The 13,073-nt window shown below is 52.9% G+C and carries 12 protein-coding genes; 2 read left to right on the top strand and 10 right to left on the bottom strand.

Annotated features, from left to right (window positions below; translation table 11 throughout):
- Positions 1 to 105: 105 nt before the first annotated feature.
- Together GHC22_RS14300 and GHC22_RS14305 are read left to right on the top strand one after the other, a co-directional pair.
- The gene (locus GHC22_RS14300) at positions 106 to 1,560 is read left to right on the top strand and encodes an AMP nucleosidase (protein WP_032942969.1); all 1,455 of its coding nucleotides are present in this window, start codon (positions 106 to 108) and stop codon (positions 1,558 to 1,560) included.
- Between the two features lie 15 nt (positions 1,561 to 1,575).
- Complete coding sequence (locus GHC22_RS14305) at positions 1,576 to 3,354, top strand: aminopeptidase P family protein (protein WP_153753342.1); 1,779 nt, start codon at positions 1,576 to 1,578, stop codon at positions 3,352 to 3,354.
- A 55-nt stretch (positions 3,355 to 3,409) separates the two neighbouring features.
- Here the strand turns inward: GHC22_RS14305 and ptsG are convergent, their stop codons facing one another.
- The 10 genes from ptsG to fabD all read right to left on the bottom strand — a co-directional run bounded on the left by ptsG (position 3,410) and on the right by fabD (position 13,064).
- Entirely contained in the window at positions 3,410 to 4,843 is a 1,434-nt protein-coding gene (gene ptsG, locus GHC22_RS14310) for a PTS glucose transporter subunit IIBC (RefSeq protein WP_003836725.1), read from the bottom strand.
- A gap of 416 nt (positions 4,844 to 5,259) precedes the next feature.
- On the bottom strand, positions 5,260 to 6,057 hold the full coding sequence (locus GHC22_RS14315; protein ID WP_153753343.1) for a metal-dependent hydrolase: 798 nt from the start codon (positions 6,055 to 6,057) through the stop codon (positions 5,260 to 5,262).
- Between the two features lie 10 nt (positions 6,058 to 6,067).
- Positions 6,068 to 7,072, bottom strand: coding sequence for a DNA polymerase III subunit delta' (gene holB, locus GHC22_RS14320; protein ID WP_153753345.1), 1,005 nt, complete (start codon positions 7,070 to 7,072; stop codon positions 6,068 to 6,070).
- The gene (gene tmk, locus GHC22_RS14325; protein WP_048214457.1) at positions 7,069 to 7,710 is read right to left on the bottom strand and encodes a dTMP kinase; all 642 of its coding nucleotides are present in this window, start codon (positions 7,708 to 7,710) and stop codon (positions 7,069 to 7,071) included. The genes holB and tmk overlap by 4 nt, the downstream gene beginning before the upstream one ends.
- The gene (gene yceG / locus GHC22_RS14330) at positions 7,700 to 8,722 is read right to left on the bottom strand and encodes a cell division protein YceG (protein ID WP_008784373.1); all 1,023 of its coding nucleotides are present in this window, start codon (positions 8,720 to 8,722) and stop codon (positions 7,700 to 7,702) included. Before yceG ends, tmk begins: the two co-directional genes overlap by 11 nt.
- A 2-nt stretch (positions 8,723 to 8,724) precedes the next feature.
- Complete coding sequence (gene pabC, locus GHC22_RS14335; RefSeq protein ID WP_153753347.1) at positions 8,725 to 9,534, bottom strand: aminodeoxychorismate lyase; 810 nt, start codon at positions 9,532 to 9,534, stop codon at positions 8,725 to 8,727.
- 135 nt (positions 9,535 to 9,669) lie between these two features.
- On the bottom strand, positions 9,670 to 10,911 hold the full coding sequence (fabF, locus tag GHC22_RS14340) for a beta-ketoacyl-ACP synthase II (protein WP_003036260.1): 1,242 nt from the start codon (positions 10,909 to 10,911) through the stop codon (positions 9,670 to 9,672).
- 85 nt (positions 10,912 to 10,996) lie between these two features.
- Positions 10,997 to 11,233, bottom strand: a complete 237-nt coding sequence (gene acpP / locus GHC22_RS14345; RefSeq protein WP_000103754.1) for an acyl carrier protein — start codon at positions 11,231 to 11,233, stop codon at positions 10,997 to 10,999.
- Positions 11,234 to 11,387: 154 nt separating this feature from the next.
- Positions 11,388 to 12,122, bottom strand: a complete 735-nt coding sequence (gene fabG / locus GHC22_RS14350) for a 3-oxoacyl-ACP reductase FabG (RefSeq protein ID WP_003036255.1) — start codon at positions 12,120 to 12,122, stop codon at positions 11,388 to 11,390.
- A gap of 12 nt (positions 12,123 to 12,134) precedes the next feature.
- Positions 12,135 to 13,064 (bottom strand): ACP S-malonyltransferase, encoded by a 930-nt coding sequence (gene fabD / locus GHC22_RS14355; RefSeq protein WP_003832182.1) that lies wholly within the window; start codon positions 13,062 to 13,064, stop codon positions 12,135 to 12,137.
- Positions 13,065 to 13,073: the final 9 nt, after the last annotated feature.

Genomic DNA, 13,073 nt, shown 5'->3' on the forward strand with positions numbered 1-13,073 from the left:
GGCCGTCCGGTCTTCGCACAATCTTCCTCAACGTCTGACTTTTGTTTCACATTCCTGTGACATACTATCGGGAGAGCAGTACATCTGTGGAACAAGGAGACAGACATGAACAATAAGGGCTCCAGCCTGACCCCAGCTCAGGCACTGGATAAACTGGACGCGCTGTACGAGCAGTCGGTTAAAGCACTGCGTAGCGCCATTGGTAAGTATATTGAAACAGGGACGCTCCCTGACGTAATCGCCCGCCATAACGGTCTTTTTGTTTACCCATCACTGTGTGTCACCTGGGATGGCAGCGCCACCAATCCCCCTAAAACCCGCGCCTATGGTCGTTTTACCCATGCGGGCTGCTACACCACTACGATTACCCGTCCGTCGCTTTTTCGTCCGTATCTTGAAGAACAACTCACGCTGCTGTATCAGGATTATGATGCGCATATCTCCGTTGAGCCGTCGCAGCATGAAATCCCCTATCCGTATGTCATTGACGGTTCTGAACTGACGCTCGACCGCTCGATGAGTGCCGGCCTAACGCGCCACTTCCCCACAACCGAGCTGTCACAGATTGGCGATGAAACAGCCGACGGTACCTATCATCCGGCGGAATTCTCCCCGTTGTCGCACTTCGACGCACGACGAGTAGATTTTTCGCTGGCTCGACTACGCCACTACACGGGAACACCGGTTGAACATTTTCAGCCGTTTGTGCTGTTCACCAACTACACCCGCTACGTCGATGAGTTTGTGCGTTGGGGTTGCAGCCAGATCCTCGACCCGGACAGCCCGTATATCGCGCTTTCTTGTGCGGGCGGGATCTGGATCACCGCTGAAACTGAAGCGCCTGAAGAAGCCATCTCCGATCTCGCCTGGAAGAAACACCAGATGCCCGCCTGGCATTTAATCACCGCCGACGGTCAGGGGATCACGCTGGTTAATATCGGCGTTGGCCCGTCTAACGCCAAAACCATTTGCGATCATTTGGCCGTACTGCGTCCTGATGTCTGGCTGATGATTGGTCACTGTGGCGGGCTGCGTGAAAGCCAGGCGATTGGCGACTATGTTCTGGCCCATGCTTATCTGCGTGACGACCACGTGCTGGATGCCGTACTGCCGCCAGATATTCCAATTCCGAGCATCGCGGAAGTGCAGCGCGCACTGTATGACGCTACCAAAGAAGTCAGCGGTATGCCCGGCGAAGAGGTTAAACAGCGCCTGCGTACCGGTACCGTCGTCACCACTGACGATCGCAACTGGGAGCTACGCTATTCCGCTTCTGCGCTACGCTTTAACCTCAGCCGCGCGGTGGCTATCGATATGGAAAGTGCCACCATCGCCGCCCAGGGATACCGTTTCCGCGTTCCGTACGGCACGCTACTGTGCGTTTCCGACAAGCCGCTGCACGGTGAGATCAAACTGCCTGGTCAGGCCAACCGTTTTTATGAAGGTGCCATTTCTGAGCATCTGCAAATAGGTATCCGGGCTATCGATCGTTTGCGTGCTGAAGGCGACCGACTGCACTCCCGTAAATTACGTACATTCAACGAACCGCCGTTCCGTTAAGACCTGAAGGTAACTATGCACAACTCAACTCCTCTTTCCGCCCTGCGCAACCTGCTGATAGCGCAGGGGCTGGATGGCATGATTGTTCCGCGCGCCGATGCTCATCAAAGCGAAGATTGTACGCCGCATGACAATAAACTGGCCTGGCTGACCGGTTTTAGCGGCTCTGCTGGCCTCGCGTTGGTCCTTCGGGATCGCGCGTTAATGTTTGTCGATGGACGCTATCAGGTCCAGGTACGTAGTGAAGTCTCGCTGGATGATTTTGAGATTCATCATTTACACGATGAGCCGCTGGCCGACTATTTGCAGTCTCATGTTGCAGCAGGTAAACGTATCGGCTTTGAACCAATGCTGATGGTCAATAGTCAGTTTGAAGCACTGTCGGCAACCCACTGCGAGCTGGTGCCTCTTGAGCAAGATCCTTTTGACCAGGTATGGCTAGACCGCCCGGCAGCACCCTGCGGCATCATTCGTGAAATGCCCATTGAAATCAGCGGGGAAAGCAGCACGCAAAAGCGTGCCCGCGTCGTGGAACAACTCGCTCAACACCAGGCTGACGTGCTGGCAATTACCCTGCCGGATAACATTGCCTGGTTATTGAATGTGCGTGGTTCGGATCTGGCCATGGTGCCAGTGCCGTTTTCGTTTGCCCTGCTCCATCGCAGCGGTGAGCTGGAATGGTTTGTGGATAGCAATAAAACGCAACAGCTCCCCGCATCACTGCTGAATACGCTTACTCTGGCCCCGCAAGAGAATTTTCTGACTCGCTGCCAGCAGTTAGCTAATGGGAAGCGTTTCCTGGTCGATAAAGACTACGCCCCGGTCGCATTGCGCTTTGCCATTGAAGAACACGGTGGCAACGTCTTATGGGCGCCCGATCCCATCACTCTGATGAAATCCCACAAAAATGACGTTGAACTGGCAGGCTATCGTGAATGCCATGAACAAGATGGCGCAGCCTGGGTGAACTTCCTTGCCTGGCTGTCCCATGAAGTTCCTTTGCGCGAAGCGGCAGGCAATCCGGTCACCGAGCTGGAAGCGCAGGCCAAGCAACTGGAATTTCGCCAGCAGCAGCCGGGATTTATCGAGCAAAGTTTCAGCACGATTTCGGCCTCTGCCAGCAATGCCGCAATGTGCCATTACCACTCCAGTGAAAAAACCAATACGCCAATTACCTCACAGGCCATGTATCTGAATGATTCCGGTGGCCAGTACCACAATGGTACGACGGATACGACGCGTACCCTCGCGTTTGGCCCACAGGATCCGCAACGTCGCCTGCATTACACTGCCGTGTTGAAAGGCTTTTTGTCGCTTATTTCGCTGCAGTTTCCCAGCGGGACTCAGGGCCATCAACTGGATGCTTTTAGCCGCCGGGCGTTGTGGGAGCTGGGACTGGATTTTGATCATGGCACGGGACACGGCGTGGGTCACCAGTTGCTTATTCATGAGCAGCCACATCGCATTGCCAAAAAAGTAAACCCGTGGCCACTGGTCGCAGGCAACATCATCACCATCGAGCCAGGTTATTATCTGGCTGGACAATATGGGATCCGCATTGAAAATCAAGTGGAGATTATCAACAGTCGTCCTGGTTTCTGTCGTTTCTCAACGCTGACGCTGGTACCGATTGATTTGAATCTGGTCGAACTGCATCTGCTGAGTGATGCTGAGAAACAGTGGATTGATGATTACCACCAGCAGGTCAGAGAGACGCTATCCCCGCGCGTGAACGCAGAGGCTCGTCCCTGGCTGTTCGCTGCCACCGCACCGATTCGCGTTCAGGCTAATTAATGCAATAAAAAAGGCAGCCCGCAGGCTGCCTTAGTTCTCCCCAACTTCTTACTGCTTAGCTGTTACGGATGTACTCATCCATTTCAGTTTTCAGGTTATCGGACTTAGTCCCGAAGATAGCCTGAACACCGGAACCAGCTACCACAACGCCTGCCGCACCCAGTTTCTTCAGGCCAGCCTGATCCACTTTAGCAACGTCAGCCACGCTGACACGCAGACGAGTGATGCACGCATCGAGGTTAGTGATGTTTTCTTTACCGCCGAATGCAGCAACCAGAGCCGGAGCCATTTCACCGGTCGCACCAGCTTTGCTGTCTTCGGTAGCATCTTCACGACCTGGCGTTTTCAGGTCCAGCGCTTTGATCAGCACACGGAAGATGGTGTAGTAAACAATCGCATAACCGATACCGACAATCGGGAACAGCCACAGCTTGCTGCTGTTACCGGACAGAACGATAAAGTCGATCAGACCGTGGGAGAACGACGTACCGTCGCGCATACCCAGCAGGATACAGATCGGGAATGCCAGACCAGCCAGAATCGCGTGGATGATGTACAGGATCGGCGCCACGAACATGAAGGAGAACTCGATCGGCTCGGTAATACCGGTCAGGAACGAGGTCAGCGCCGCGGAGATCATGATACCGCCCACTTTCGCGCGGTTTTCTGGTTTAGCAGAGTGCCAGATAGCGATAGCAGCAGCCGGCAGACCGTACATTTTGAACAGGAAGCCACCGGACAGTTTGCCCGCAGTCGGGTCACCCGCCATATAGCGAGGAATATCACCGTGGAACACCTGGCCCGCAGCGTTGGTGTACTCACCGATCTGCATCTGGAATGGAACGTTCCAGATATGGTGCAGACCAAACGGTACCAGGCAGCGTTCAATGAAGCCATAGATACCGAACGCCACGACCGGGTTCTGGTATGCAGCCCACTGAGAGAACGTCTGAATAGCAGTACCAATCGGCGGCCAAATGAAGGACAGAACCACACCTGTGAAGATGGCAGCCAGACCAGAAATGATAGGAACGAAACGCTTACCCGCAAAGAAGCCAAGATACTCAGGCAATTTGATACGGTAGAAACGGTTGAACATATACGCTGCAATCGCACCGGAGATAATCCCCCCGAGAACACCCGTATCAGCAAGGTGTTTAGCGGCGATCTCTTCAGCAGGTAAATGCAGAACCAGCGGCGCAACAACAGCCATGGTCTTAACCATGATGCCGTAAGCAACAACGGATGCCAGTGCAGATACACCGTCATTATTAGTGAAGCCTAACGCAACACCGATAGCAAAAATCAGCGGCATGTTCGCAAAAACAGAACCGCCTGCTTCTGCCATTACGTGCGATACAACGGCTGGCAGCCAGCTGAAGTTAGCGGAACCGACGCCCAGCAGGATACCTGCAATCGGGAGTACGGATACCGGCAGCATCAGCGATTTACCGACCTTTTGCAGGTTAGCAAATGCATTCTTAAACATAATTAGGAGTGCTCCTGAGTATTTGTGCTTATACACTTCATCCTTCAAACCGCCTCAGCGCGGGCTGCGCTCGTTCATCCCAGACACTTACTCTAGTAAGCTCCTGCAATTCACTCACTTGCCGCCTTGATGCAGCTTGATTGACTTTGTGTATTCTACGTTCTCACGCATTGGCGAGGGGGGAGAACCTCGCCGTGTACAGGGCATCTAAGTACCCTTTATTTATTACACAGAGTAAAATAATTCAGTTTGTTTTTGTTTGACGGCTATCACAGTTCAGTCGTGAATGGCCACAAAATCCGCACATTCCGATAAAATGAGTTTCTGAATGTGTCAAACTGATTATTCACCGCCCATTTTGTGGCGGTGAACTTTACTCGCATTAGTGATTAATTACGAGCTTTAAAAAAAGTCAGTTAACGAACAGATTGCAGGCGAGAAGCGTCGATGTGAAACAGGCGGGCAAAGTTATCAGTGGTTGCCTGCGCCAGTTCTTCAACGGCAACACCTTTCACTACGGCCAAGTACTCTGCAACGTCACGAGTCATGGCGGGCTGGTTCTCTTTTCCACGATGCGGTACAGGCGCAAGGTAGGGAGAATCCGTCTCGACCAACAACCGGTCCAGAGGAACATAGCGGGCGGCATCACGGAGCTGCTCTGCATTTCGGAACGTGACGATGCCGGAAAACGAGATATAGAATCCAAGGTCCAGTAATTTGCCCGCCGTTTCTCTGTCCTCTGTAAAACAGTGTAGTACGCCGCCACAATCCGTCACTTTTTCTTCGCGCAGAATAGACAGCGTATCGGCTCGCGCATCGCGGGTATGCACGATAACCGGCTTCAGTAACTCACGGCCGATCTGAATATGGTGGATAAAAGATTCCTGCTGGCGCACCTTTGTTTCCGGCGTGTAAAAATAGTCCAGCCCGGTTTCTCCCATCGCCACAACCCCCTCTTCGGCGGCAAAACGACGCAGGTCCTCAACATCATAGGTTTCATCCTGATTTAACGGATGCACGCCGCAGGAGAAAACGACATTGTCACGCTCACCGACCAGTTCGCGCATACTGCGATATCCAGGCAGAGTTGTCGCGACGGCAAGACAGAATTTCACATCACGTGCGGCCGCTTTTGCCAGCACGTCATCCACGTCCTTATGCAGAGATTGATAATCCAGGCCATCAAGATGGCAGTGTGAGTCGACTAAAAACATAATGTCTCTCTCAAAGATGGGGAACAGGCAGTACGGTGCCTGGTTGCAGGTAATGCTCAATACGAAGAATAAGATCGGTTAACACCAGCTCACGGTTTACGCCTGTTACGTTCAGCAGTTGCTGACGACAATGACAAACGTCACCGAGTATCGCCTGTATCTGGGCAACGGATAACCGTTCTGCGATAGAAGATATCAGGTCCAACGCATCAGGATTCGTTAAATGGGAAACCCCATATGGACGTTTCAACGCATCCGTCAACAACGTTGCCAGCCAGTGTAAACGGGCGGCAGCCTGATCGTGGTTTAACGCCGCGAGCAAGATATACCAGTCGCCTGCGTTTAATGTGTTCACCAGTGCCGCACAAAAATCTGTGCGGTGCGCCCAGCTTTCAGCCTGTAACAACGTAAGTGCCGCGCCAGGTGAACCAGCACTCAGGCGTAACGCGCTCAGCAGCGCTTCTGACGATGCAGTCACCTCACGAGCAAGCCAGGAAATCGCATACGACTCCGGCGGTGGTGCAAGATGATGTAACCGACAACGGCTGCGTAATGTCGCCAGCAAACGAGCTGGCTCTGTGCTGGCGAGGAAAAACCAGGTTTGTGCCGGGGGTTCTTCCAGCGTTTTCAGCAAGGCGTTGGCGGCGGCATCGGTTAACTGGGCAGCATCCGGGATCCACACGACCTTCGCACCGCCGAGACGCGAATGCTCGTACAGCTTTTCACTGACTTCGCGTACCGCATCAACCCCGAGCGTGCTTTTGCCTTTTTCCGGCAGCAGCGAATAGTAGTCAGGGTGCGTCCCCGCCTGCATTAGCTGACAGCCGCGGCACTGTCCACAGCTTTTATGCCCTTTCGGCTGCTGGCACATTAAATAGCGGCTGAGGGCGTAAATCAGCGCGTCGTCGCCCATTCCGGGTAACGCCTGAATCAGTAACGCATGGTGACCACGACCCGTCTGGTAGCTGGCTACCAGTTTTTCAAAATCCGGTCGTAACCATGGGTACCATTTCATGCGCCCTGCTCCTTCACCCATTGGGTGATGGTATGACGGATATCAGCCATCACAGCCTCCAACGGCTGCGTAGCGTCTATAGTACGAATGCTGGCATCTTTAGCAGCCAGCTCAAGATAGCGCGCGCGAGTACGATTAAAGAAGTCGAAAGATTCCTGCTCAATACGATCCAGCTCGCCGCGGGCACGGGCACGCTTCAACCCGACTTCTGGCGTCACATCCAGATAGATCGTCAGGTCCGGGCGAAAATCACCAAGCACCGCATCGCGCAGGGTTGCCAGCATGTTTTGATCGATACCGCGTCCGCCGCCCTGATACGCCTGGGTCGACAGATCGTGACGATCGCCAATTACCCACGCGCCTTTTGCCAGTGCAGGTTTAATAACGGTTTCGACCAACTGTACACGCGCCGCGTAAAACATCAGAACTTCGGCTTTGTCGGTAATGACCTCGTCACCGACCGATTTAATATCCAGCACCAGACTTCTTAGTTTCTCAGCCAGCTGCGTTCCACCTGGTTCACGGGTGAAAACCATGTCACGAATACCGAGTTGCTCAAGTGTCTCCACCACCACGTTACGCGCGGTGGTTTTTCCGGCGCCTTCCAGGCCTTCAATGACGATATAGTTACTGCCCATTTTTTTCCTTAAGCACTTTCAGGTAATCCTGCACGGACCGGTTATGGCTGGCAAGATTGGTGTTAAACGTGTGGCCGCCTTTACCGTCAGCCACAAAATAGAGATACGGCGTTTTTGCCGGATGCGCCGCGGCCTGCAATGAAGCCTCTCCCGGCATGGCAATCGGGCCTGGCGGCAGTCCCGTAATGGTATAGGTGTTATAGGCGGTCGGGGTGTCTAAATCCACACGCGACAATTTGCCATTATACCGTGTACCCATCCCGTAAATCACGGTCGGATCGGTTTGTAAACGCATACCGATACGTAAGCGATTAATAAAGACCGAAGCCACCTGGTCGCGCTCGCTGGCAACCGCAGTTTCTTTTTCAATAATAGAAGCCATGGTTACCAGCTGATTTTTGTCCTGATAAGGCAGGCCATCAGCGCGCCCCTCCCAGACAGTATCCACCGCTTTAACCATTTTCTGATGCGCGCGTTTTAGCAACGCTACGTCAGTAGTATTGGCGGTATACATCCAGGTATCTGGCCAGAACCAGCCCTCCACCCATTGCGGGTTTTCCAGCTTCAGCGCCTCGGCCACGGTCTCATAGCTATCGTCGCTCAGCGTATGTTTGATATACGGGGCATCACGCAGCTGTTTGAGGTAATCGCTCAGGCGCATCCCTTCAACCAGACGTAACGGGAACTGCGCCTCTTTGCCACTTTCCAGCAGTTGCAGCATGTCCCGCACCGTCATGTCAGGCGTGAAGCGATATGTTCCGGCCTTAAAATGCGACAGCTCGGGCTCCACACGCAGCAGCCACTGGAACACGCGCGGACGATTGATAACTTTGTCTGCATACAGCTGTTCGCCGAGAGCCAGACGGCCCGTTCCCGCTTTCAGCGTAAAAATCGTTTCTTCTTTAATCAATAATTTGCTGTCCGCCAGATGGCGAACTTTCCACATTCCCACTCCAGCGGCAATGCCCAGCACAACCAGCAATAACAGGACAACAAGTAACAGTTTTTTCATGACTAATTCGGGTGCTCACAAAGTGGGGCTAAATAATCGAATAACAAACGTGAAGACAACAACGTGTCGCCACAGGCACGCACGGGAATAATGGGCATTAACGCGTTACAGACGACGATTTCATCAGCCTGCATTACCTCCTCCAACCCGGCATACACTTCGACAATACTGAATGGCGATTGTGCCAGCATCCGGATACAGAATTGTCGCATAATACCGTTCACTCCGGCCTGGTCCAGCCGGGGCGTGTAAACCACATCGCCTTTACGCCAGAACAAATTAGCCGCACAGCATTCCGTAACCCATCCCTCGCTGTCAAGAACCAGCGCTTCATCGGCGTCCGTCTGTTCAAGATGAGAGCGAATCAACACCTGCTCCAGTCGATTCAGGTGTTTAAGCCCGGCAAGCAGTGGATTACGTCCCAGCCGCACTGGGCTTAGCGCCAGCGTAATGCCTTCTTGTCGCCAACGATCGTAATGATCGGGCCAGGCTGAAACGGAGAGGATGCGTGTAGCGTTGTGACAACTTTTGCCACTGTAACCCCGGCCTCCACTGCCACGGCTGATAATCACTTTCAACACACCGCGTACGTGCCCTTTCGCCAGCATTTTCATTTCATTTTGCAGCTCGGACCAATCTTCAAAAGAGATCAGCAGTTTTTGGCAAGCGTCTTGTAAACGCTCTAGATGCGCTGCAAAGAGAGGAATTTCACCGTCGATAATACAGGCAGTGGTAAAACAGCCATCACCAAATTGGGTCGCTCGATCGCTTGCGGCCAGCATATCTTGCTCGCAGCCATTAATTAAGAACATGGTGGCTCCTTATTTCTGGTCCGCTAGTTTGGCAGGATGAGTAACACAGGACAAGGGCGGAAAACCGAATAAAAAAAGGCCCGACAAGCGGACCTTTTCAATTTGCTATCGATGCTAGCGCATCACCTGACGGACTTAAATCTTTTTAAAGATCAAAGAGCCGTTGGTACCACCGAAGCCAAAGGAGTTACACAGCGCATACTCCAGACCACTAACCTGACGCGCTTCATGAGGTACGAAGTCCAGGTCACAACCTTCATCCGGGTTATCCAGGTTGATGGTTGGCGGAATAGCCTGATCGCGCAGCGCCAGGATAGAGAAAATAGACTCTACCGCGCCCGCCGCACCCAACAGGTGTCCGGTCATGGATTTGGTGGAGCTTACCATCACACGGCTTGCCGCATCGCCAAAGACAGATTTCACTGCCTGGGTTTCAGCTTTATCGCCTGCAGGCGTAGACGTACCATGTGCGTTGACATAGCCGATCTGACCCGCTTCAATAGCCGCATCGCGCAGTGCGTTGACCATTGCCAGCGCAGCGCCTGCACCGTTTTCCGGTGGCGACGTCATGTGGTAAGCATCGCTGCTCATACCGAAGCCAACGACTTCAGCATAGATTTTTGCACCGCGCGCTTTCGCATGCTCGTACTCTTCCAGTACCACCATGCCAGCACCGTCGCCCAGCACAAAGCCGTCACGCTCTTTGTCCCATGGGCGGCTTGCCGCTTGCGGGTTATCATTACGCGTAGACAGTGCACGTGCCGCGCCAAAGCCACCCACACCCAACGGCGTACTGGCTTTTTCAGCACCACCCGCAACCATCGCGTCTGCATCGCCGTATGCAATGATACGTGCGGCATGACCGATGTTATGCACGCCTGAAGTACAGGCGGTCGCGATGGAGATGCTTGGCCCTTGCAGGCCGTACATGATGGTCAGGTGACCAGCCACCATGTTAACAATCGTCGACGGAACGAAGAACGGGCTGATCTTACGCGGTCCACCGTTTACCAGTGAGGTATGGTTTTCTTCGATCAGACCGAGACCGCCAATACCAGAGCCGATAGCGGCGCCAATACGATGAGCGTTCTCTTCCGTAATTTCGAGGCCAGAATCCTGCATGGCCTGAACGCCAGCGACAATTCCATATTGAATGAAGGCATCCATCTTGCGCTGTTCTTTACGCGAGATAATGTCTTCACAGTTAAAATCCTTTACTAAGCCAGCAAATTTCGTTGCATAGGCGCTAGTATCGAAATGGTCGATCAGGCTGATGCCACTCTGACCGGCAAGGAGAGCTTTCCAGGTAGACTCTACGGTATTGCCGACAGGAGACAACATGCCCAGTCCGGTCACAACTACACGACGCTTAGACACGGTTGTCCTCCAGGGAGGGAAAATAATTCAAGTGGGATAAAAAGATAAAACTCAGGCGGTCGAATGACCGCCTGGAGATGTTCACTTACGCCTGGTGGCCGTTGATGTAATCAATGGCAGCCTGAACGGTAGTGATTTTCTCAGCTTCTTCGTCCGGAATCTCAGTATCAAACTCTTCTTCCAGAGCCATTACCAGCTCAACGGTGTCAAGAGAATCTGCGCCCAGGTCTTCAACGAAGGAAGCATTGTTGGTTACTTCTTCCTGCTTAACGCCCAGCTGTTCGCCGATAATTTTCTTAACGCGTTCTTCGATAGTGCTCATACTCTTAAATTTCCTATCAAAACTCGCTTTCGCGATGGTTTTCGTAGTGTATAAAATGTTGAAAAATTTGCAACTAAATCCCGGCAGGTCTTACCACGATTTTACGTTATTTTGAGGCCAAGACCTACAATAACGCAAATATTTTTCATCGTGGTTAAACCATGTACATCCCGCCGTTGACGTGCAAAGTCTCACCTGTGATGTAACTTGCTTCGTCAGAAGCTAAAAATGCAACCGCACTGGCGATTTCCTGAGCGCCACCGAGGCGACCCGCAGGAACCTGCGCCAGAATACCCGCACGCTGATCATCAGACAGCGCACGCGTCATGTCCGTTTCAATAAAGCCCGGAGCAACAACGTTTACAGTAATGCCACGAGACGCAACTTCGCGCGCCAGTGATTTACTGAAGCCGATCAGACCCGCTTTCGCCGCAGCGTAGTTAGCCTGACCCGCATTTCCCATGGTACCAACCACAGAACCGATAGTGATAATACGCCCATGACGCTTTTTCATCATAGCTCGCATTACCGCTTTTGACAGACGGAAAACAGATGACAGGTTGGTTTCGATGATATCGTTCCACTCGTCATCTTTCATGCGCATTAACAGGTTATCACGAGTAATCCCGGCATTATTGACCAGGATATCGACTTCACCAAATTCTGCGCGAATATTTTCCAGAACAGATTCGATAGATGCCGGATCGGTCACATTCAACATCAGACCTTTACCATTTGCACCTAAGTAATCGCTAATGGCCTGCGCGCCGCTTTCGCTGGTAGCAGTACCGATAACTTTTGCGCCACGGGCAACAAGTGTCTCAGCAATTGCGCGGCCAATGCCACGGCTTGCACCGGTAACCAGCGCGATTTTTCCTTCAAAACTCATGGTCTTCCTCTTTTATTGCTCTAGCGCCGCAGACAGTGCCGCCGGCTCATTCAGTGCCGAAGCAGTTAGGGTGTCAACAATACGTTTCGTCAGACCGGTCAGAACTTTACCCGGACCGACTTCATACAGGTGCTCTACGCCCTGGGATGCCATAAATTCAACGGTTTTAGTCCACTGAACCGGGCTATACAGCTGACGAACCAGCGCATCGCGAATTGCGTCTGCCGTAGTTTCACACTTCACATCAACGTTGTTCACAACCGGAACAGTCGGTGCGTTAAAGGTGATTTTCTGCAGCTCAACGGCCAGTTTCTCAGCGGCAGGCTTCATCAGCGCGCAGTGAGAAGGAACGCTGACCGGCAGCGGCAGCGCACGCTTAGCGCCCGCGGCTTTACAGGCAGCACCAGCACGTTCTACGGCTTCTTTATGCCCGGCAATAACCACCTGACCCGGTGAGTTAAAGTTTACCGGTGAAACCACCTGGCCTTCGGCAGACTCTTCGCACGCTTTAGCGATAGCGGCATCGTCCAGACCGATAATAGCAGACATGCCGCCAGTGCCTTCCGGAACCGCTTCCTGCATGAATTTGCCACGCAGTTCAACCAGACGTACGGCATCGGCAAAACCGATAACACCCGCACATACCAGAGCAGAATATTCGCCCAGGCTATGACCCGCCATCAGCGCAGGTGTTTTACCCCCCTGCTGCTGCCATACGCGATAAAGCGCAACGGATGCGGTCAACAGCGCGGGCTGCGTCTGCCAGGTTTTATTCAGTTCTTCAGCCGGACCTTGCTGAGTCAACGCCCACAGATCATAGCCCAGTGCAGCTGATGCTTCAGCAAATGTTTCTTCAACAATTGGGTAGTTTGCTGCCATTTCAGACAACATCCCAACGGTCTGGGAACCCTGCCCCGGAAACACAAATGCAAATTGCGTCATGTTTAAATC

Origin of the sequence: Citrobacter sp. H12-3-2, assembly GCF_009649895.1 — a bacterium.
Taxonomy (GTDB): Bacteria; Pseudomonadota; Gammaproteobacteria; order Enterobacterales; family Enterobacteriaceae; genus Citrobacter; species Citrobacter portucalensis.